Annotated in this window: 21 protein-coding genes and 1 pseudogene; 14 read left to right on the plus strand and 8 right to left on the minus strand. The window is 64.3% G+C overall.

Annotated features, from left to right (window positions below):
• From trbJ (K320_RS0104075) to K320_RS0104140, 14 genes and pseudogenes are all read left to right on the plus strand, one after another.
• The coding region (gene trbJ, locus K320_RS0104075) for a P-type conjugative transfer protein TrbJ (protein WP_024537602.1) at positions 1–562 on the plus strand (562 nt) is incomplete at its 5' end.
• A gap of 12 nt (positions 563–574) precedes the next feature.
• Complete coding sequence (locus K320_RS0104080; protein ID WP_024537603.1) at positions 575–907, plus strand: hypothetical protein; 333 nt, start codon at positions 575–577, stop codon at positions 905–907.
• The gene (trbL, locus tag K320_RS0104085) at positions 904–2289 is read left to right on the plus strand and encodes a P-type conjugative transfer protein TrbL (RefSeq protein ID WP_024537604.1); all 1386 of its coding nucleotides are present in this window, start codon (positions 904–906) and stop codon (positions 2287–2289) included. Before K320_RS0104080 ends, trbL (K320_RS0104085) begins: the two co-directional genes overlap by 4 nt.
• Before the next feature lie 24 nt (positions 2290–2313).
• Positions 2314–3018, plus strand: a complete 705-nt coding sequence (gene trbF, locus K320_RS0104090; RefSeq protein WP_024537605.1) for a conjugal transfer protein TrbF — start codon at positions 2314–2316, stop codon at positions 3016–3018.
• Positions 3015–4013 carry a P-type conjugative transfer protein TrbG gene (gene trbG, locus K320_RS0104095; RefSeq protein ID WP_024537606.1) on the plus strand — a complete coding sequence of 333 codons (999 nt, stop codon included), beginning with the start codon at positions 3015–3017 and terminating at the stop codon, positions 4011–4013. The genes trbF (K320_RS0104090) and trbG (K320_RS0104095) overlap by 4 nt, the downstream gene beginning before the upstream one ends.
• A 2-nt stretch (positions 4014–4015) precedes the next feature.
• Positions 4016–5286: pseudogene (locus tag K320_RS17990) on the plus strand (TrbI/VirB10 family protein).
• Positions 5283–5519, plus strand: a complete 237-nt coding sequence (locus tag K320_RS0104105) for a DUF2274 domain-containing protein (protein WP_024537607.1) — start codon at positions 5283–5285, stop codon at positions 5517–5519. Before K320_RS17990 ends, K320_RS0104105 begins: the two are co-directional and overlap by 4 nt.
• 30 nt (positions 5520–5549) lie before the next feature.
• Positions 5550–6161 carry a hypothetical protein gene (locus K320_RS0104110; RefSeq protein WP_024537608.1) on the plus strand — a complete coding sequence of 204 codons (612 nt, stop codon included), beginning with the start codon at positions 5550–5552 and terminating at the stop codon, positions 6159–6161.
• On the plus strand, positions 6154–7098 hold the full coding sequence (locus K320_RS0104115) for a nucleotidyl transferase AbiEii/AbiGii toxin family protein (RefSeq protein WP_024537609.1): 945 nt from the start codon (positions 6154–6156) through the stop codon (positions 7096–7098). The genes K320_RS0104110 and K320_RS0104115 overlap by 8 nt, the downstream gene beginning before the upstream one ends.
• Positions 7099–7208: 110 nt before the next feature.
• A complete protein-coding gene (locus K320_RS0104120; protein ID WP_024537610.1) occupies positions 7209–8072 on the plus strand; it encodes a DUF5131 family protein in 864 nt (287 codons plus the stop codon).
• Positions 8073–8108: 36 nt separating this feature from the next.
• Positions 8109–9392 carry a three-Cys-motif partner protein TcmP gene (locus K320_RS0104125; RefSeq protein ID WP_024537611.1) on the plus strand — a complete coding sequence of 428 codons (1284 nt, stop codon included), beginning with the start codon at positions 8109–8111 and terminating at the stop codon, positions 9390–9392.
• The gene (locus K320_RS0104130; RefSeq protein ID WP_024537612.1) at positions 9389–10234 is read left to right on the plus strand and encodes a three-Cys-motif partner protein TcmP; all 846 of its coding nucleotides are present in this window, start codon (positions 9389–9391) and stop codon (positions 10232–10234) included. The genes K320_RS0104125 and K320_RS0104130 overlap by 4 nt, the downstream gene beginning before the upstream one ends.
• A gap of 64 nt (positions 10235–10298) precedes the next feature.
• Entirely contained in the window at positions 10299–11102 is an 804-nt protein-coding gene (locus tag K320_RS0104135; protein ID WP_024537613.1) for a hypothetical protein, read from the plus strand.
• A gap of 144 nt (positions 11103–11246) precedes the next feature.
• Positions 11247–12425 (plus strand): hypothetical protein, encoded by a 1179-nt coding sequence (locus K320_RS0104140; RefSeq protein ID WP_034342626.1) that lies wholly within the window; start codon positions 11247–11249, stop codon positions 12423–12425.
• A 349-nt stretch (positions 12426–12774) separates the two neighbouring features.
• Here K320_RS0104140 and K320_RS0104145 read toward each other — a convergent pair whose 3' ends face one another.
• From K320_RS0104145 to trbE, 8 genes are read right to left on the minus strand one after another with little or no spacing between them, the layout of a single operon-like run.
• Positions 12775–13020: a DUF2274 domain-containing protein gene (locus K320_RS0104145; protein ID WP_024537615.1), complete on the minus strand. Its 246-nt coding sequence runs from the start codon at positions 13018–13020 to the stop codon at positions 12775–12777.
• On the minus strand, positions 13017–14285 hold the full coding sequence (locus K320_RS0104150) for a TrbI/VirB10 family protein (protein WP_024537616.1): 1269 nt from the start codon (positions 14283–14285) through the stop codon (positions 13017–13019). Before K320_RS0104150 ends, K320_RS0104145 begins: the two co-directional genes overlap by 4 nt.
• A 2-nt stretch (positions 14286–14287) precedes the next feature.
• The gene (gene trbG / locus K320_RS0104155; protein WP_024537617.1) at positions 14288–15268 is read right to left on the minus strand and encodes a P-type conjugative transfer protein TrbG; all 981 of its coding nucleotides are present in this window, start codon (positions 15266–15268) and stop codon (positions 14288–14290) included.
• Positions 15265–15969 carry a conjugal transfer protein TrbF gene (trbF, locus tag K320_RS0104160; protein ID WP_024537618.1) on the minus strand — a complete coding sequence of 235 codons (705 nt, stop codon included), beginning with the start codon at positions 15967–15969 and terminating at the stop codon, positions 15265–15267. The genes trbG (K320_RS0104155) and trbF (K320_RS0104160) overlap by 4 nt, the downstream gene beginning before the upstream one ends.
• Before the next feature lie 18 nt (positions 15970–15987).
• Complete coding sequence (gene trbL, locus K320_RS0104165; protein ID WP_024537619.1) at positions 15988–17352, minus strand: P-type conjugative transfer protein TrbL; 1365 nt, start codon at positions 17350–17352, stop codon at positions 15988–15990.
• Positions 17349–17672: an EexN family lipoprotein gene (locus K320_RS0104170; protein ID WP_009523295.1), complete on the minus strand. Its 324-nt coding sequence runs from the start codon at positions 17670–17672 to the stop codon at positions 17349–17351. The genes trbL (K320_RS0104165) and K320_RS0104170 overlap by 4 nt, the downstream gene beginning before the upstream one ends.
• An 11-nt stretch (positions 17673–17683) precedes the next feature.
• A complete protein-coding gene (gene trbJ, locus K320_RS0104175; RefSeq protein ID WP_009523294.1) occupies positions 17684–18409 on the minus strand; it encodes a P-type conjugative transfer protein TrbJ in 726 nt (241 codons plus the stop codon).
• The gene (gene trbE, locus K320_RS0104180; RefSeq protein WP_024537620.1) at positions 18406–20859 is read right to left on the minus strand and encodes a conjugal transfer protein TrbE; all 2454 of its coding nucleotides are present in this window, start codon (positions 20857–20859) and stop codon (positions 18406–18408) included. The genes trbJ (K320_RS0104175) and trbE overlap by 4 nt, the downstream gene beginning before the upstream one ends.
• Positions 20860–20862: the final 3 nt, after the last annotated feature.

Consider the following 20862-nt stretch of genomic DNA (forward strand, 5'->3'; position numbering starts at 1 on the left):
GGCGCAGATGCTCATCAACCAGGCGCGCAACCTGGCCAGCCTGCCGTCCAGCGTGGTGGGCCAGTTGCGCGCGAATCTGGCAACCACCCAGCGCCTCATCGCGCAGGCCAAAGGCCTGGCCTACGACGTAACGAATCTGGATCGGGAATTCCAGCGCCTGTACCCCGAGCAATACGCCGCCACCGTCAGCGGCGACCAGATGTACCGCGACGCGCAGGAGCGTTGGCGGAACACGCTCAACGGCTTGCAGACCACCATGCAGATGCAGGCTCAGGCGTCGCAGAACCTGAGCGACGACGAAGGCGTGCTGGCCGACCTCGTGGGCAAGAGCCAGTCCGCAGTCGGCGCGCTGCAAGCCATGCAGGTCACAAACCAACTGCTGGCCTTGCAGGCCAAGCAGTCGATCCAGACCCAGCGGCTCCAGATCACACAAGACCGTGCCGCCTCGCTGGAGCTGGCGCGGCAATCGGCTGCAACGGAGCGCGCCCGCGAAGTACGGCGGCGTTTCATGGGTGACGGCACGCCGTACACGCCACAGTCCGTGAACTTCTACCGCGACTGACGGGAGGCCGTCATGCGAGGCGTCCTCATCCTGTGTGCCGCGCTCCTGGCCGCTTGCGGCAAGCAGCCGGCCAACACCCTTGCCGACGCCCTAGCCGCCGATCCTGTGCGGCTCAAGGCATTGCGCACGCAATGCGCGGCCAATCCACAGGTAATCGTGCAGGCCACGGGCGAGGACGTTTGCCGCGCCGCCGCCGAAGCCTTCCGGCGGCGCTTCTTTTCCGGTGAGGCCGGGCCAGATGAATACCGGACGCTGGCCGACCTGCCGCCGATCCCGCCGAGTTTCGATGAGCCGGCGAATGGCGTAGCGCCGGCACCGCCCATTGAACCGGAGGGCACGCCATGAATGACGTGACCATCATCGACCAGTTCCTCAACACCTTCGCCACCTACATCGACTCGGGTTTCGGGCTGTTGCGGGGCGAAGTGGCGTTCTTGACCGCCACGCTGATCGTCATCGACATGACGATCGCCGGGCTGTATTGGGCCATGAGCCACGCCACCGGCCAAGGCGAGGACGTGATTGCCAAGCTGCTGCGCAAGGTGCTCTACGTTGGCGCCTTCGCCTACATCATCAACAACTTCAACTGGCTGGCCGGTATCGTGTTCCGCTCATTCGCGGGACTGGGCATCATGGCCACTGGCTCGGCCATCACGATGGAGAACTTCTTGCAGCCGGGCCGGCTCGCCAAAACCGGCATCGACGCCGGAGCGCCGATCTTGAAGCAGATCGGTGACATGGCCGGGTTTCCCGAGGTGTTCGCCAATCTCGATCCCATCGTGGTGATGTTCCTCGCCTGGCTGGTCGTGGTGTTGTGCTTCTTCGTGCTGGCGATCCAGCTTTTCATCACGCTGATCGAGTTCAAGCTGACCACGCTCGCTGGGTTCGTGCTGGTGCCATTCGCACTGTGGAACAAGACCAGCTTCCTCGCCGAGAAGGTGCTGGGCAACGTCGTGTCCGCCGGCGTCAAAGTGCTGGTGCTGGCCGTGATCGTCGGCATTGGATCGGGCCTGTTCGCTCAGTTCCAAGTCCATCCCGCCGAGCCGTCCATCGACCATGCGCTGGTCATCATGCTGGCCTCGCTCACCTTGTTGGCGCTCGGGATCTTCGGCCCCGGCATCGCCACGGGCCTGGTGTCCGGTGCGCCGCAGCTTGGCGCGGGCGCGATGGCCGGGGCTGCGGTCGGCGCTGTCGGCACCGGCGTTGCCATTGGTGCCGCCGCGACCGGCGTGGGCGGCGCGGTCATGGCCGGGGCGCGCATGGCGCCGGCCGCCGCCAAGCTGGCCGGCGGCAGTGCGCGTGCCGCCACGTCGGCGGCCAGCAGGGCCAAGTCGGCGTTCCAGGCCGGTTCCACCGCAGCAGGCGGTGGTGTAAGGGGGGTGATGGCCGGCCTGGGTAACGTTGCCAAGACCGGCGCACAGTCCACCGGGCGCGCGGCTGCATCCCGCGCTTCCGCTGCCGGACAACGGATGGCCGCACCGTTCCGCGCTGGCTGGAACGGCCCGGTCGCTGACGAAGGCGCGGCAGCCGGTGGAGCTGGGGCATCCGGCCATGCCGCCGCAAGCGAAGCCGTTTACGACGCAGCCAACGCACAGCCCGCTTGGGCCAAGCGGCTGCATCGCCGCCAGCAACTCACCCACGCCGCGACCGCCGCCGCCCACACGCTGCGCGGTGGCGACGGTGGTGGCTCCGGGCAAGGCCCGAGCCTACGCGGTACCGACGAATAAGGCGATTTCCAAGGAGAACTGAGCATGCGATTCAGAAAACCGCAGGTGCGCTATGCCGACACACCGCAGCCCGCCACGCCGTACCAAGCTGCCGGCCAGGTGTGGGACGAGCGTATCGGCTCGCCGCGTGTGCAGGCGAAGAACTGGCGGCTGATGGCCTTCGGTTGCCTGACGCTCGCGCTGCTGATGGCCGGCGGCCTGGTATGGCGCTCGGCGCAATCCATCGTGACGCCCTACGTCGTGGAGGTGGACAACGCAGGCCAGGTACGCGCGGTTGGCGAAGCCGCTACGCCGTACCGGCCCAGCGATGCACAGATCGCCTACCACCTGGCCCGCTTCATCGGCCTCGTACGCTCGCTGTCCATCGACCCCATCGTGGTGCGGCAGAACTGGCTCGATGCCTACGACTACACCACCGATAAGGGCGCTGTGGTGCTCAACGAGTACGCCCGCGTGAACAACCCGTTTGCGCGCATCGGCAAGGAGTCGGTGACGGTGCAGATCACCAGTGTGACCCGTGCCAGCGACACGTCTTTCAACGTGCGCTGGACGGAAACGCGCTTCGTCAACGGCGCGCTAGACCGCACCGAGCGCTGGAACGCCGTGGTTTCCATCGTGCAGCAGACCCCGCGCACCGAGCAGCGCCTGCGCAAGAACCCCTTGGGTATCTACGTCAACGGGCTGTCGTGGAGCCGCGAACTGGAAGGAAACGAAGGAGCAAAACCATGAATGCAGTTTTCCGTAAATCCGCGGTGTCGGTGATCCTGCTGGCATCGGCTGTCCTGTTCGCGGGCTGCGCCACGCCGGGCAAGCCACCGCCGGTGATCCCGCTCGATGAGCCGGTACAGGCCCATCCGTTGCCCGAGGCGCCGAAGCCGGTGGAGGTCGTGACCGTGCCTGAGGTGTTGCCGATGCCGGCGCAGTTGAAGCCCATGCCCAGTGTCGATGCGAAGTCCGCAGCAGAACCTGCCGATGAAACCGTGCGCGTAGCCCGCGCCAATGCCGAGGCGCGCATTGCCCCTACACGGGAGGGCTACGTCAATGCGATTCAAGTCTGGCCCTTCACCGAAGGCGCGCTGTACCAGATCTATGCGGCCGTGGGCCGTGTGACGGTGGTTACGCTGCAGCCGGGCGAAGAATTGATAACGGTCGCCGCCGGCGACACGGTGCGCTGGATCGTCGGGGACACGTCAAGCGGCAGTGGCGGCGCGCTGCGCGTGAACGTGATGGTCAAGCCGATCCGCTCGGGGTTGAAGACCAATCTCGTCATCACCACCAGCCGGCGCACCTACCTGCTGGAGCTGACTTCGACCGAGAAGACGTGGATGGCGTCGGTGTCCTGGGAGTACCCCAAGGACAAGATGCTGGCCTTGCAGCGCCAGGCACAGGCGGCCAGCGCCGCCGCGCCGATTGATGCTGGCCTGTCTCTGGAGAAGATCCGCTTCCGCTATGCGGTCAGCGGCAGCAATCCGCCGTGGAAGCCGCTGCGCGCCTTCGATGACGGGGAGAAGGTCTATATCCAGTTCCCGCCGGGCATCGCCCAGGGCGAGTTGCCGCCGCTGTTCGTCATCGGGGCGCAGGGCGACGGGCAGTTGGTGAACTACCGTTTCCGCTCGCCGTACTACATCGTGGATCGGCTGTTCGGCGCGGCCGAGCTGCGCCTGGGCGGGGACAAGGGCGATGTGGTGCGGATCGAACGCACGGACGGCACGCGGAGGAATTGACCATGAGCCAGGACGATACCCCCGACCGTGCCGCGCCGCAGGCGGGCAAGGTCGCGCCCGAGGCGGTGACGCTGCGCGCGCAGCCGCGCCCGGTCACACGCCTGAACCGGCGCACGCTGGCGATGCTGATGGGCTGCCTGTCGGTCGCCGTGCTCGGGGCCACGATCTGGTCGCTGCAACCGCACCGGCGCGGCACCGGCGCGCAGACCGAGCTTTACAACGTCGATCGCGTCTCGAAGTCCGAAGGGCTCGACGGTCTGCCGTCGGACTATTCCAAGCTGCCGGCGAAGGTGCCTGAGCTGGGGCCGCCGCTGCCCGGCGATCTTGGGCCGGCCATCGTGAAGGCGCAGCAGCCGGTGACGCCGGCCTATGCGCCGCCGGGCCACGACCCGGAGGATGCGCTGCGCAAGGAGGCCGATGCGGCGGCGGCTTCGTCGGTGTTCTTCCGCTCGGGCAACCAGGGCAAGACCGCGGCGCCTGGCGCAGCCCAAGTTGCTGCAGCTTCGCCCGGCAGTGCCTTGGCGGGCTTCGATCCGCTGGCGGCCGGGCCGGCCTCGACGGCGGCCCAGCCGTCCGATCCCGCCACTGTGCAGAACCGGCAAGACCAGAAAGAGGCTTTCCTGAAAGGCGGTTCTACGGAAACCGCAATTCCGGCAATCTGCAAATGCCGGCTTCGCCGTACCAGGTCATGGCGGGCACGGTGATTGCGGGCGCGCTGGTGACGGGCATCAAGTCGGACTTGCCGGGCGACGTGATCGGCACGGTGACGGAGCCGGTTTACGACTCGGCAACGGGCAAGTTCCTGCTGATCCCGCAGGGCTCGCGCCTCATGGGCAAGTACAACAGCCAGGTGAGCTACGGGCAGAGCCGTGTGCAAGTGGTGTGGAACCGGATCATCCTGCCCGACACGTCTTCGCTGAAGCTCGACAACCTCGCGGGCACCGACCCGGCTGGCTACGCCGGCCTGGAGGATGGCGTCGATTGGCATTGGGATCGCGTCTTTGCTGGCGCGGCGCTGACCACGCTGCTGGGCGTGGGCGCCGAGCTGGCCGCGCCGCAGAACCGGCAGGACGGCAACCGCATCGTGATCGCCGGGCGCGACAGCGCGCAGGACAGCATCAATCAGGTGGGCCAGGAGATGACCCGGCGCCATATGAACATCCAGCCGACGCTGACCGAGCGGCCGGGCCTGCCGGTGCGGATCATCGTCAACCGCGATCTGGTGCTGCGGCCGTACCAGCCGCTGTTCTTCAATCGGGGAGCCATGCGATGAGCACGACCAAGAAACTGCGGCTGGGGCCGCTGCCGAAGACCGAGAGCATCAAGCTGACCTTCGCGTGTCCGGCTAGCCTGAAGGCCGAACTCGAGCGCTACGCCGCATTGCACGCACAGACGTATGGCGACGCCGTGGATGCCGCGACGCTGATTCCGCACATGCTGGAAGCGTTCATGGCGCGCGATCGGGTGTTTAAGAGCCCTCGCCGGCAATCCAGTAGTAGGTGTTAAAATGCATGAAATTTCAATGAGAAATCTGTCATGTCGACCGCTGTTCAGTCTTCTGCTGGCTCTTTGCGAGGAGGCGCTGCCCATCTCGCCGGCGAATTGCGGTCGGGGCGCGTCTATCGACGTGAAGATCTCGCGCGGCTGTCTACGGCGGTGGACCGGCATCTGCGTGAATTGGTGGCCAGCGGCAAGCTGAGAAAGCTCGCGCAAGGGCTCTACCACGCGCCCAAGCATTCCAGCTTCGGGCCGCTGCCTCCCGCCGACGAGCAGGTGGTGGGTGGGTTTCTTCGCGACAAGGATTTCCTGGTGTTCTCCCCCTCGGCATACAACGCCGTGGGCCTGGGTACGACCCAGCTCTACAACCGCACGCTGGTCTACAACCACAAGCGCCACGGCGTCTTCAAGCTAGGAAACCGGCAGTTCGATTTTCGTGTGAAGCCACGCTTTCCAAGGAAGCTGACCCCTGAGTTCCTGTTCGTGGACCTGCTGAACAACCTGGATGAACTGGCAGAGGATCGCGATGCGGTGCTGAGCCAGGCGCGCAACAGGTTGTCGTCCTTCAATCCGAGCCGTCTGCAGCATGCAGCCGACAACTATGGCAGCGTGGCCACGCGCAAGCGTCTGCGGGAGTGGGTGGATGGTTGAGTTCCTGCACGAACGACGGGACTTCGATCAGTTGCTGGCAGTGGTCGCAGACGAGCGCGGCCTCGATCCCATGTTGGTCGAAAAGGACTACTGGATCATGCATTGCCTCTGGGGCCTGCAGGCTCAAGGCTATCAGTTCGAGCTGAAGGGCGGTACGTCCTTGTCAAAGGGATTCGGTGTCATTCACCGCTTCTCCGAAGACATCGACCTCCGCATTGAACCGCCGGATGGCATGGACGTGAAGACGGGGCGCAACCAGGACAAGCCTGCGCATGTTGAATCGCGGCGTGCTTACTACGACGCGCTGGCTGCACGGATCCGTATTCCGGGCATCGACAGTGTGGAGCGCGACACGCAGTTTGACGACGACAAGATGCGCAGCGCCGGCATCCGCTTGATCTACGCGTCGCGTGTCCCCGCGCTTGCCGGCGTCAAGGACGGCATCTTGCTGGAACTCGGATTCGACGACACCGCTCCAAATCGGCCGGTCACGATTTCGTCTTGGGCGCTGGATGTGGCCATGGAGCGCAGTGTGACGGTGGAAGACAACCGTGCGGTGGCCGTGCCGTGCTATGCCCCCACGCACACCTTCGTCGAGAAGTTGCAAACGATCTCCACCAAGTACCGCCGACTCGATGAAGCCCAGGCGTTTCCCGCCAACTTCCTGCGGCACTACTACGACGTGTACTGCCTTCTGGAGTTGGATGAGGTCCAGGCCTTCATGAGGACGCCGGCCTACCAGGAGCGCAAGGCGCAGCGGTTCCGGACCGGCGACGAGCAGGCCATTGCCCGCAATCCTGCTTTTTTGCTGGCCGACGCCGATCAGCGTCAGCGCTTTGCGCAGGAATATCGCAAGACAGCCTCGCTGTACTACCAGGGGCAGCCGGACTTCAAGGTACTGCTGGACAGGATCCATCAACACATCGACGTCATGTGAGGGGCGAGGACTTGACGCGGCAATTCCCAACTTCGGGATTTTCCCATGACAGTGTGTTGATACTGTGCAAAAAACCAGTGAATTGTTACAATGCACCAAGAGAGTGAACAATGGGAAAAGACACCCGTATCGAGTGGACGCACCACACCTTCAATCCATGGTGGGGTTGCGTGCGCGTGTCCGATGCGTGTGACCATTGCTATGCCGAAACCTGGGCGAAGCGCCTCGGGGAAGACGTTTGGGGCGCGAAATCGGAGCGGCGCTTTTTTGGTGACGCCCATTGGAAGGAGCCCTTGAAGTGGGACCGGGAGGCAAAGGAGAGCAAGACCAGACGGCGCGTGTTTTGTGCGTCCATGGCGGATGTGTTCGAGAACCGCAAGGATCTGGTTCCGCATCGGCTCCGCCTTCTGGACCTCATCGCGGCCACGCCCCATCTTGATTGGCTGCTCCTGACCAAGCGAATCCATCTCGTGCGCAAGCAACTGCCAAAGGGCTACGAATTGCCTTCCAACGTTTGGCTTGGTGCAACCGTCGAAAATCAGGATGCCGCAGGCAAACGGCTGAAGTATCTTCTGGAGTTCAACACGCCGGCGGTCCGGTTCCTGTCGTGCGAGCCCTTGCTCGGGCCTCTGGATCTGCGCCCGTGGTTGAAGGCAGGGGAGGGCGGCACGCGTGTGGATTGGGTCATCGCTGGCGGTGAGTCAGGGCCAGGTGCGCGTCCCATGGATCCGCAATGGCCAGAAGATCTCCGCAAACAATGCAATGCGGCCGGCGTCGCGTTCCATTTCAAGCAATGGGGGCACTGGGCTCCCATAGAGCAAGCTGCCGACGCCGTGACGGGCCGGACCCCGATCCACATCGTCAGGCGTGATGGCTCAGAGATCAAACTCGCCGCTGTCGGAAAAGGCAAGGCTGGCCGCTCTTTGGGCGGCCGGCATTGGGATCAGTTTCCGAGCCCGGGAAACACGGTGTAGCGTCGATCGACTTCAGTACCGCAGAAAGGCTTGCGCTTGGCACAGAGTCACTACGATTGGAGGAACGGACCGGCAGAGATCGATCCGCATAGTGTGACGAAGCATGAGGTGCTGGTTGGCTACCTGATTCGGTACTTCGAGCAGCGAACGCTCAATGCCCGGGGGCGGGAGCGACTCCGAATCACGTTGGTTGACGGATTTTGCGGGGGCGGGCTCTACACGCTCAAAGGGCTGGGTACAGAGATCCTTGGCTCTCCGCTGCGCATGCTGGATGCGGTCCGGGAGGCCAGTGTCAGGGTCAACGCCCAGAGAACAAAACCCATCGATCTGGATGTGCGGTACATCTTCATCGACAAGGATGCTCGGGCGCTGTCGCACCTGAAGCAGGTTTTGCATGACAGAGGATACGGTGCACAAGTCGGCCAATCCATTCACGTCATTCATGACGACTTTGTCTCGGCATCGCCAGCCGTGTTTCGGTTGATCGAGGCCCATACCCCCCGAGCGCACACGGCGCTTTTCTTTCTGGATCAGTATGGGTACAGCGACGTGCCGGCGCCGCTGATTCAAAAGATATTTGCTGAATCACCGAAGAGCGAGGTGGTCCTGACGTTCCATGTTTCGGCCTTTGCCACCTACACCAACGATGAGTTCACGGACAAGGTCTCTGGCAAGCTGGCCATCGACATCCGCTCGGCGCTAGGGGGTAGAACGGTCGAGCAGATCAAAGAAGAGGACTCGGCGGATTGGCGGCGCTTCATTCAAGCTGCCCTGTACCAGGCCTTGGTGAAAGATTGCGGAGCTGAGTACTTCACGCCATTCTTCATTCGGGGAGAGGGGAGCGGTCAAGGCGAGTACTGGCTTGTCCATCTTTCGCGGCATCCGCGTGCGCAGGACGTGATGAAGCAGGTGCACTGGGAACACCAGAACGATTCCATCCACTACGGTGGTGCGGGCCTTGACATGCTTGCGACCCACATGATGGGCTTCCGTCAGCAGTTCAAAGGAGGATTCGTGTTCGACGACGTGGCACAGAACCTGTCCGCTGATGTGTTGCCCCAGCACTTGGCGGAGAATATTTTTGGGCGAGGACAGCCTGTGCAGATCGGTGAGCTTTATGCCTCGACCTGCAATACGTCCCCGGGCACCTCGCTCATGTACAAGGACGCACTTGAGCGGTTGTCCGGTGAGAAAGACATCGTCATTCGATCCGAGGATGGAACGGTTCGGCGGCTTGCGCGATACATGCGGGATACGGATTGGATCGAACGAAACCGGCAGGGCTCCCTGTTCTGCGTTCCGCAAAGGAGTGAGCAGTGAGTTTTTCCCTCGCTCACAACGATGACCCTTTGCCACATCTGCCGGTGGAGTTTGGGCGGGCCGGCGAGGGGGTTGGCCGGTGGGTTCCAGAGATGAAGCACACCTTCCTGGCCAAGTATGTGGAAGGCACGAGGAGAGCGCGCGAGAAGTTCAAGCAGCGCATCTATGTCGATCTGTTCTGTGGTCCCGGACGCATTCAGGTCAAAGGCGAGGCGATGACGCGTCCCGGTGGCGCTCAGGTCGCATGGCAGCATTCACTGCGCGACGATATTGCCTTCACCTCCTGTCTCGTCGGTGATCTGGACGCCGCTCGGGCATCGGCCTGTGCAGAGCGGCTGCGGGCCGTAGGGGCTCCGGCAACGGCCTTCCCAGGGGCCGCCGAATCCACGGTGGATCAGGTGCTCGGGACGATTCCAAAAGGTGCACTCTGTCTCGCCTATCTGGATCCCTACAACCTCCAGTATCTTTCGTTCAAGGTGATCGAAAAACTGGCGCGTCTGAAGTTTGTGGATTTCGCGGTTCATTTCAGCACCATGGACCTTCGACGCAACGTGCTGATGGAGTACAACCCCGAGCGTGCGCGCTTCGACGATGCGGCCCCCGGCTGGCGGCAACATGTAGACCCTCTCGCGTTCGTGCGCGGGGATGCCGACGAAGCATTTTTTGACTACTGGTGCGGTCTGGTACGTGGCCTAGGCTTTTCTATCAGTCGGCGCATGCCTCTGGTGCGCGACGAAGGAAATCGACCGCTGTACCACTTGGTGTTCTTCAGCCGACATGAACTGCCCAACAGGATATGGGGCGATGTGGCTCAAGGTCCGAACCGTGAGTTCGACTTCTAGGTCCGGCGATGACGGTCTACGTGATTGCCGATGATCGAGTTGGGGAACCTGGAGCATCCCTGAAATGACGGTTCCGGCACTCAAGTTGCCTGATCAGGCCAAGGATGAAGCTCGACTAACTCTTTTCTGGGAGACCGCGCAGTTGCTGAGGCACGTGGTGGCCGAACTTCCTGATATAGGGCAAGGCCCGAGCCTTCGGCTCAGGCCTGTGTTTCCGTCGTCTGCGCATACCCCCGGGTCGACTATTGTCGATCTCATGAACGCCTCGGTCAGCTCGGAGCTTGAGATTACTTTTCAGAATCTGCCGGAGCCCTTGTTTGAACGTCTTGCCTTGCGATTCCGACCGTTTTACGCCAATGATGAGGAAATCAACTTCCTGAGAGTGCTGAATGTCGTTTCCCAGTTCAATGAGCATCTACACCCGTGGGCGAAGGAGCGCAGAACAAGCTGGACGCGAGCCGTTTTTTGGGGCTCGATGGGGATGCCCCAGCAGACACCGCCTGTTCAGGCAGAAGAGGTGATCAGAGTCGGGTTGTATTCCCGCTATTTCCATCTCAATTCGGAGCAGCGGCAGAGAGCTTTGGCGTACGAGAAGGCGCTCGGCGCCGGTATGTTCCGTATTGCCCTTGTCTCCTCGGTCTGGCAGCGCGCAAACATCGTGATCCAAGTCGCGACAGAGATGGAGGACCATCTTGTCGAGCTGGGCATCGTATCGGCAGAAGCGGTGACCGCTGCGAAAGTGCCCTACACGCAGCCCGACAAGATTTCTCTGAAACTCGTCGGCGGGCCTGGTGCCATCAAAGCACAAGAGCTGGCCGAGCCCGGGGGCGCAACCGTAGATGGTGGGGCCGCGCCGGCGGGCCCATAGGGTAGACGGCGATCACGGACCGACCAAGTCATCTGTGCTCTCACGCTCCTTCGCACGCGCTTCTCGTATAGGCCGGCCCAGTCACCTGTTCGCATTTGGCGCGAGAGTTATCTGCGGATCTTTGGCGTCGGGCACAATTTTGGTATGAGTGAAAGTTCCACGCCCTCGCCGAATTCACCGTCCAAGAAGGTGTCCCTCAGCAGTCTGCTGCCAGAGAAGGCCGCGGTGCCTACGTCGCTGGGGATGTTGTATGTGCGGCATGTTTATGGTTCTGACTGGGAGCACCTTGAGGGCGACGACGAAGCGGAACTGGGGAAGGCTGCCGTGAGGAGGTTGTCTAGCCGAGTGCAGCAGAAGCGGGACAGTTCGCCGCTGGCGGACGATGATGTGGATGCGATGGTCGACGCCGACTATGCCGCACTGGCGCCTGTCATTGCGAAGAAAAGCGGATGGGGTGAGTTGCCCCCTGGCGCTGCCGGTGCTGAGCTTGGCAAGGCCGTGAAACGCGGACGCGAGCAGGAAGCCGAGCGCAATCGGAAGATGCTCGACGACATGCACAATTCCATTGGCGGCAGCTATGCGTTCCTGCAAAAGGACACCTTGCAGAAGTTGCAAGGCCAGATGGCCGGCTTGGCCAGCATTCGTGAATCACTGGGTGCGCTGGACAGCTTCAAGACCAGTCTCGGATCGGCGGGGCTCTTGGACCGTTCGCCACGCGAAGCGTTAGCTGGCTTTCGTCCTACGACAGAAACGCTACGCGACCTTAGTCGCGGCGCGAGCTTCGCCCGACTTGAAACTCCCCGATCCATGGATATCCCGGTCATGCCCGCGCTGTCGCGGCCGGAAGAAACGGTTCTTGGCCGCGCCACATTAGAGAGTGCGGAGAACTCTCGCGAAGCGGTGCGGCGAATGGATGCCTTGGTCGAAGTCGTTGGTGGCCTGAACCAGACGATGGTGCAAGATGTCTTGCCCGCGTGGTTTAAGCAGGTCGAGAGTGATCAGAAACAGGCGGAGGAGGCATTCCGGCACGCGGGTCGCAGCCTTTGGTGGACGAAATGGGCGGTCATTGCGTCAGTCGTCGTGTCTTTTCTTGCGACATGGTGGCAGATTTCCGTGGCACGCGATATTGATCGCGAGAACTCCGCCGCCCAGCGTACGACCGAATCCCTTCTTCGAGAACAGTTGGTGGCTCAGCAGAAACAGTCAGAGCAGCAAGCCCTTGAGGCTGCGCAATTGCGTCAACTGGTCGAGCAGCAGTCGAGGGACGCCGAAAGGCTCCGTGAACTGCTAGACGCAAAGCTACCACCGCCCAATCTCAGATGACTCAAGTGTTCTGCGGAAGCTTGATGGACCTACGCAAGGAGCTGTCGCAAACAAAAAAGTTCTGGTGTCAAGTCCTTCGTGCAAATCACGCAGAGCTTGAAACCGTATATGGGACAGTAGGTTAGCTCGTTTTCAGGCCACTTTGCGGAAGTGCGGCCTTGTGGGCTAGGAGCCACATAGGAGCGTCGGGAGGGAAAGCCGGATCGCGCTGGAGCGTGCGGGATTGCCGAGGAACGGCGGGCCTGTCGCACCATCATAGCCCAAGAGGCTTTGCGTGCGGCATCCAGAGAATGAAGAACGCGCAGCCTGGGGCTGCGCGTTCGACGGATGCCATTGGTACGCGACGCCATCATGTCGGCTTCGTTGGCGCGCTCCGTGTCGCCGTGCCCTTCCTGAATCCCCGATCCCCCGCCATGAACGCCTCCAGCATGTGCGGGATAAGCGTCGTTGCATCGACGGTCTCGCCATATGCCTGCGCGTGCAGCGCGGCATAGCGGTCGAGGGTGGCCCTCAGGCTGGCCGGGCAAGCGAAGGTCAGCTTGACGCTCTCGGTCTTGGGCAGTGGCCCGAGCCGCAGTTTCTTGGTCGTGCTCATTGCATCGCTCCCCGCTGGAAGAACATTGGCTGGTACGGACGCAGCACCAGATCGCGGTTGGCGATGATCCGCACCGGCAGGCCGGGCCGCTCGGTCAGCGTCGGCTGGATGTTCATGTTGCGCCGGGTCATCTCCTGCCCGACCTGGTTGATGCTGTCCTGTGCGCTGTCGCGCCCGGCGATCACGATGCGGTTGCCGTCCTGCCGGTTCTCCGGCGCGGCCAACTCGGCGCCGATGCCCAGCAGCGTCGTCAGCGCCGCACCGGCGACGATGCGGCTCCAGTGGTAGTCCACACCGTCTTCCAGGCCCGAATAGCCGGCCGGATCGGTGCCGACGAGGTTGTCCAGCGTCAGCGAGGACGTGTCCGGCAGGATGATGCGGTTCCAAACCACCTGCACCCGGCTCTGTCCATAGCTGACCTGGCTGTTGTAGCGGCCCAGGATGCGCGAGCCCTGCGGAATCAGCAGGAACTTGCCCGTGGCCGTGTCGTAGACCGGCTCCGTCACCGTGGCGATCACGTCGCCCGGAAGATCGGACTTGATGCCTGTCACCAGCGCGCCAGCGATCACCGTCCCGGCCATCACCTGATACGGCGAGGACGGCATTTTCAGATTCCCGGAATTGCGGGTTTCCGTAGAGCCGCCTTTCAGGAACGCCTCTTTCTGGTCTTGTCGATTCTGCACAGCGGTCGGGTCGGCGGGCTGGGCCGCCGTCGAGGCCGGCCCGGCGGCGAGCGGGTCGAAGCCCGCCAAGGCCGATGCTTGGCCAGCCGCAGCGACTTGCGCAGCCGCTGGCGCGGCGGTCTTGCCAGGCGTGCCCGAGCGGAAGAACACCGAGGAAGCTGCTGCCGCTTCAGCTTCCTTGCGCCGTGCATCCTCCGGGTCGTGGCCCGGCGGCGCGTAGGTGGGCGTCACCGGCTGCTGCGCCTTCACGATGGCCGGGCCAAGGTCGCCCGGCAGCGGCGGCCCCAGCTCGGGCACCTTTCGCGGCAGCTTGGAGTAATCCGAAGGCAGGCCATCCAGCCCCTCGGACTTCGAGACGCGATCGACGTTGTAAAGCTCGGTCTGCTCGCCTGCGCCGCGCCGGTGCGGCTGCAATGACCAGATCGTGGCCCCGAGCACGGCGACCGACAGGCCACCGGTGAGCATGGCCAGCGTGCGCCGGTTCAGGCGTGTGACCGGGCGCGGCTGGGCGCGCAGCGCCACCGCCTCGGGCGCGACCTTGCCCGCCTGCGGCGCAAAGTCAGGGGAATCGTCCTGGCTCATGCTCAGTTCCTCCGCGTGCCATCGGTACGTTCGATCCGCACCACATCGCCCTTGTCCCCGCCCAGGCGTAGTTCGGCGGCGCCGAACAGGCGATCCACGATGTAGTACGGCGGCCGGAAGCGGTAATTGACGAGTTGCCCATCGCCCTGGGCGCCGATGACGAACAGCGGCGGCAGTTCGCCTTGGGCGATGCCCGGCGGAAACTGGATATAGACCTTCTCGCCGTCATCGAAGGCGCGCAGCGGCTTCCAAGGCGGATTGCTGCCGCTGACCGCATAGCGGAACCGGATCTTCTCCAACGACAGCCCGGCATCGACCGGCGCGGCGGCGCTGGCCGCCTGCGCCTGGCGCTGCAAGGCCAGCATCTTGTCCTTCGGGTACTCCCAGGACACCGACGCCATCCACGTCTTTTCGGTAGAGGTCAGCTCCAGCAGATAGGTGCGCCGGCTGGTCGTGATGACGAGATTGGTCTTCAGGCCCGAGCGGATCGGTTTGACCATCACATTGACGCGCAGCGCGTCAGCGCTGCCGCTCGATGTGTCCCCGACGATCCAGCGCACGGTATCGCCAGCGGCCACCGTCACCAGTTCCTCGCCGGGCTGGAGCGCGATCACCGTCACGCGGCCCACGGCCGCATAGACCTGATACAGCGCGCCATCGGTGAAGGGCCAGACCTGGATCGCGTTGACGTAGCCCTCGCGCGTGGGCGCAATGCGCGCCTCGGCGTTGGCGCGGGACACACGCACGGTTTCATCGGCGGGTTCCGGCGTGGGCTTGGCATCCGGCACAGGTTTCATCTGCGCCGGCATCGGCAGCACCTGCGGCACGGCCACCACTTCCACAGGCGCAGGCGGCTCCGGCAGCGGCTGCGCCTGCGCCGGCTCATCGAGCGAAATGGACGGCGGCGGCTTGCCCTGCGTGGCGCAGCCCGCGAGGGCAAGCAACATGATCGGCAAGGCGGATTTACGGAAAAGATCATTCATGGCTTTGCTCCTTCGTTTCCTTCCAGTTCGCGGCTCCACGACAGCCCGTTGACGTAGATACCCAGAGGGTTCTTGCGCACGCGCTGCTCGGTGCGCGGCGTCTGCTGCACGATGGAAACCACGGCGTTCCAGCGTTCGGTGCGATCCAGCGCGCCATTGACAAAGCGCGTCTCCGTCCAGCGCACGTTGAAAGACGTGTCGCTGGCGCGGGTCACGCTGGTGATCTGCACCGTCACCGACTCCTTGCCGATGCGCGCGAACGGATCGTTCACGCGGGCGTACTCGTTGAGCACCACGGCGCCCTTGTCAGTGGTGTAGTCGTAGGCATCCAGCCAGTTCTGCCGCACCACGATGGGGTCGATGGACAGCGAGCGCACCAGGCCGATGAAGCGGCCCAGGTGATAGGCCACCTGGGCATCGCTGGGCCGATACGGCGTAGCGGCTTCACCGACCGCGCGCACCTGGCCCGCGTTGTCCACCTCGATAACGTAGGGCGTGACGATGGACTGCGCCGAGCGCCAGACCAGCCCGCCCGCCATCAGCACGGCCAACGTGAGGCAGCCAAAGGCCATGAAGCGCCAGTTCTTGGCCTGCACGCGGGCCGAGCCGATACGGTCGTCCCAGACCTGCGCGGCGGATTGGTAGGGGGTGGCAGGCTGCGGCGTATCGGCGTAGCGCACCTGCGGTCTTTTGAATCGCATGAGGGTTCTCCTTGAAGATCAGGAATCGGAATCACGCAGGCTTGGCCCCTGGCTGGAGCTGCCGCCGTCGCCGCCGCGCAGCGTGTGGGCGGCGGTCGTGGCGGCATGGGTGAGCTGCTGCCTGCGGTGCAGGCGCTTGGCCCAAGCGGGTTGTGCGGTGGATGGGGCTGTGACGGGAGATTCGCTCGCAGCCCGTGCGGCACTGTCCCCCGACGCCGATCCGGCGTCATCAGGCCGGAAGGCGGCGGCGACGCGCTCCTTCATCGAGCGTGCGCCTTGGGCCACCTTCTGCCCGGCTGCCTGCGCGCCAGTCTTGGCGACATTGCCCACACCGGCGGCGGCGCCCTGGAGGCCGCCACCGGCCGAAGCGGAGCCCGCCTGATAGGCCGACTTGGCGCTGCTGGCGGTCGATGCCATCGAACGGGCGCCACTGACCCCTGCTTTGGCGGCTGCGGGCGCCATACGCGCTCCGGCCGCCACGGCGCCGCCGACACCCGTAGCAGCAGCGCCGACCGCAACGGCGGTTCCGGCTGCGCCGATGGCAGCACCGGCCATCGCGCCCGCGCCAAGCTGCGGGCCGCCGGACACCAGCCCGGTCGCAATGCCCGGCCCGAAGATGCCCAGGGCCAGCATGGACAGCGAGACCAGCATGATGACCAGCGCCCGGTCGATCGAAGGCTCCGAACCTGCCGGGATGTTGAACTCGGAGAACAGCCCCGAGCCGATACCGACGATGACGGCCAGTACCAGCACCTTGATGCCCGACGACACCACGTTGCCCAAGACCTTCTCGGCCAGGAATGCCGTCTTGTTCCAGAGGGCGAACGGCACCAGCACGAAGCCCGCCAGCGTGGTCAGCTTGAACTCGATCAGCGTGACGAAGAGCTGCACCGCGAGCACGAAGAAGCTGACGATGACCACCATCCATGCGAAGAACAGCACGACGATGGGCATGATGTGAATGAACACCTCGGGGAAGCCCGCCATCTCCTTGATCTGCTCAAGAATGGGCGCCCCGGCGTCGATGCCCACTTTGGCGAGCCGTCCCGGCTGCAAGAAGTTACCCATGCTCAGGGTCGAGCCGCTGGCCGTCAGGCCCAGCCCGGCGAACGAGCGGAACACGATGCTCGCCAAGGTGTTGAAGTTGCCGATGATGTAGGCGAAGGCACCGACGTACAGCACCTTGCGGATCAGCTTGGCGATCACGTCCTCGCCCTGGCCGCTGGCATGGCTCATGGCCCAGAACAGCCCGGCGAGCGTCATGTCGATGACGATCAGCGTGGCTGTGAGGAACGCCACCTCCCCGTGCAGCAGGCCGAAGCCCGAGTCGATGTAGCGCGAGAACACATCGAGGAAGCGATCAATGATCGAAATGTCATTCATGGCGAGTCCTCCTGCCCCGGCAAGGCCGCTGCCACCGCCTCGCCGTCTTCGGTGGGTTCATCGAAGCTGGCCGGAATCGGCGGCAATTCGGCCAGCGTCCGGTACTCATCAGGCCCGGCCTTGCCGGAGAAAAAGCGGCGCAGGTCGGCCTTGACCACCTGCGCGCATAACGCGCCGTCGAGCTGACCCGCGCGGCATTGCTCCTTGAGCAAGCGCAGCCGCGCCGGATGGGCCGAGAGTGCATCGACCGAAGGCACCTCCTGCTGGCCGCAACCGGCCAGCAAGAGCACGAGACCGCAGAAAGCAGGCGCGCGGGTCATGGCAACACCTGTCACCGGCCGTAGAAATCGACGGTCTGCGGCGTGTACGGCGTACCTTCACCCAGGAAACGCCGGTTCACCTCGCGGCCTCGCTCCACGGCGGCAGCCTGCCGCGCCAACTCCAGCGACGCGGCGCGATCCTGGGTGATGCTCAGGCGTTGCGTTTGGATGGACTGCTTGGCCTGCAAAGCCAGAAGCTGATTGGTGGCTTGCATGGCCTGCAAGGCGCCCACGGCCGATTGGCTCTTGCCCACGAGGTCGGCCAGCACGCCTTCGTCGTCGCTCAGGTTCTGCGACGCCTGGGCCTGCATCTGCATGGTGGTCTGCAAGCCGTTGAGCGTGTTCTTCCAGCGCTCCTGCGCGTCGCGGTACATCTGGTTGCCGCTGACGGTGGCGGCATATTGCTCGGGATACAGGCGCTGGAACTCCCGATCCAGATTCGTCACGTCGTAGGCCAGTCCTCTGGCCTGGGCGATCAGCCGCTGTGTGGTCGCCAGATTGGCGCGCAACTGGCCGACCACGCTGGACGGCAGGCTGGCGAGGTTGCGCGCCTGGTTCATCAGCATCTGCGCTTCGTTCTGGAGCTGCTGGATCTGGTTGTTGATCTGCTCCAGCGTGCGGATCGCGGTCAGCGTGTTCTGCACGAGGTTCGTGGGGTCGATCACGACCCATTGCGCATGGGCGGTGGCGGTGCAAAGCATGGCCGCGATGGCGGCGGCGATGAGACGTTTCTTCATGGCTGGTTCTCCAGGGGTTGGTCAGCGAGGGAACCCGGCGCGAGGCCGGGGAACGAGGGCAGCAGGTCGGCCGCCCAATCGAGGCCGCGATGGCGCAGCCAGGCGCCCGCGAAGCCGGGCACGCCGGCGTCGGCCAGCACCGCGTCCATGTCGCGCTGGTCTTGCGGCGTGGACGCGCCCGCGAAGGCCAGCGCCGCCGGCCCCAGGTCGAGGTCGAACAGGCGATTGCCGAGGCGCGATTGGTAGTAGTAGTCGCGCTTGGGCTGCGCGGTGGCGACGATCTCGATCTGCCGCCTGTTGAGGCCGAAGCCCTCGTAGATCGTGCGAATCTGCGGCTCGGTGGCCTGCGGGTTCGGCAGGAAGATGCGACTCGCGCAGCTCTCGATGATCGCGGGCGCGATGCTCGAATCCTTGATGTCGGCAAGGCTCTGCGTGGCGAAGATGACGCTGACGTTCTTTTTCCTGAGCGTCTTGAGCCACTGGCGGATACGCGCGGCAAACACCGGGTCATCGAGGAACAGCCACGCTTCATCGAGGATCAGCAGCGTGGGCGCCCCGTCGAAGCGTTCATCGAAGCGCGCAAAGAGGTAATGCAGCACCGCCATGACGGCGGCCTTGCTGTGCATCAGCTCCTCCATCTCGAAGCACTGCACGTCGGCCATGCCGAGCCGGTCATGGTCGGCGTCCAGCAGCTTGCCGTGGGCACCGCCCAGCACATAAGGCGACAACGCCTGCCGCAGCGTGTTCGATTGCAGCAGCACGGACAGCCCCGTCATCGTGCGCTGCTCCACCGGCGCACCGGCGAGGCTGCCGAGCGCCGACCAGATGGCGGCCTTCTCTTCGGGGCCGACGACCACGCCCTCATGCCGCAAGCGGCCTTCGATCCACTCTGCCACCCAGGTGCGGTAGCCCTCGCGGTCGATACGAGCCAAGGGCTGGAAAGCGATTTCGCCATCCATCCCGAGGTCGTAGTGCTCGCCGCCCAGGCCCAGGATGGTGGCGCGCATCGAGCGGCCCATGTCGAAGGCGAAGATGCGCGAGCCGCGATAGCGACGGAATTGCATCGCCAGGGTGGCGAGCAAGACCGACTTGCCCATGCCGGTCGGGCCTGCGACCAACGTGTGGCCCACGTCGCCGATGTGCGTCACCAGCCGGAACGGCGTGGCGCCATCGGTGCGCGTGACGATCAGCGGCGGGCCGTCAAGATGGGCATTGCGTTCGGGGCCGGCCCATACCGCCGACACCGGCATCATGTGCGCCAGGTTCAGCGTCGAGACGATGGGCTGGCGCACATTGGCGTAGGCATTGCCGGGGAGCGAGGACAGCCACGCATCCACGGCGTTCAAGGTTTCAGGGATCGTCACGAACCCGCGCCCTTGGATGGCCCGCTCCACCATCCGCAACTTCTCGTCGGCCACGGCCGGGTCGGCATCGAGCACTGTAACCGTGGCGGTGAGATAGCCGAAGGCGACTTGATCGCTGCCCAGCTCCTGCAAGGCGGCATCGGCGTCGGTGGCCTTGTTGCTCGCGTCGGTATCGACCAGCGGGCTTTCTTGCTGGAAGATCGTTTCGCGCAGCAGCGCGATGACGTTCTTCCTTTTCGCAAACCACTGGCGACGCAGGCGGACGAGTTCCTTTTCCGCTTCGGCTTTGTCGAGGCACAGGAACCGGGTTGACCAGCGATAGGCAAATCCAAGCCGGTTGAGGTCGTCCAGAATCCCCGGCCAGGTCGAGGGCGGAAATCCCCGCACCGACACCACGCGCAGGTGCCGGTCGCCCAGCATGGGCGCCAAGCCACCGACAAGTGCGGAGTCGGTCAGCAGCGCGTCGATGTGGAACGGCACTTCGGGCACGCCGACGCGGTAGCGCCGCGTCGAAATGGTGGCGTGCAGGTAGGTCAGCGTCTGGCTGTCATCCAGCCAGGCGATTTCCGGCATCACGCCGTCGAGCAGGTCAAAGATGCGATCCGTTTCTGCGGCGAAAGCTTGCAGCCGCTCGCGCCAGTCCACGCCGTCGGTAGGCCGGTTCTCGTACAGCATCCCCGCCGCGCGGGCGTGCGATTCCTCGGGCGGCAGGTACACCAGCGTCAGGTGATAGCCGCTCTCGAAGTGATTGCCCGAGTCCTCGAATGTGGCCCGGCGTTCCTCGTCCACCAGCCACGACAGCGGCTCGGGGAACGCCGAGTGCGGATAGTCGGCGGCGGCGCGGCGCTCGGCCTCGATGAACAGTGCCCAGCCCGAACCCAGGCGGCGCAGCGCGTTGTTCAAGCGCGCCGACGTGGCGATCAACTCGCCTTGCGTCGCGCTGTCGAGGTCAGGCCCGCGAAACCGGGCCGTGCGCTGGAAACAGCCGTCCTTGTTCAAGACGACGCCCGGTGCGATCAGCCCGGCCCAGGGCAACCAGTCAGCCAGCAAGGCCGGGCGCTGGCGATATTCGGCAAGGTTCAGCATGGC

The sequence above is a fragment of the Comamonas badia DSM 17552 genome, from assembly GCF_000484635.1.
GTDB lineage: Bacteria > Pseudomonadota > Gammaproteobacteria > Burkholderiales > Burkholderiaceae_C > Comamonas_C > Comamonas_C badia.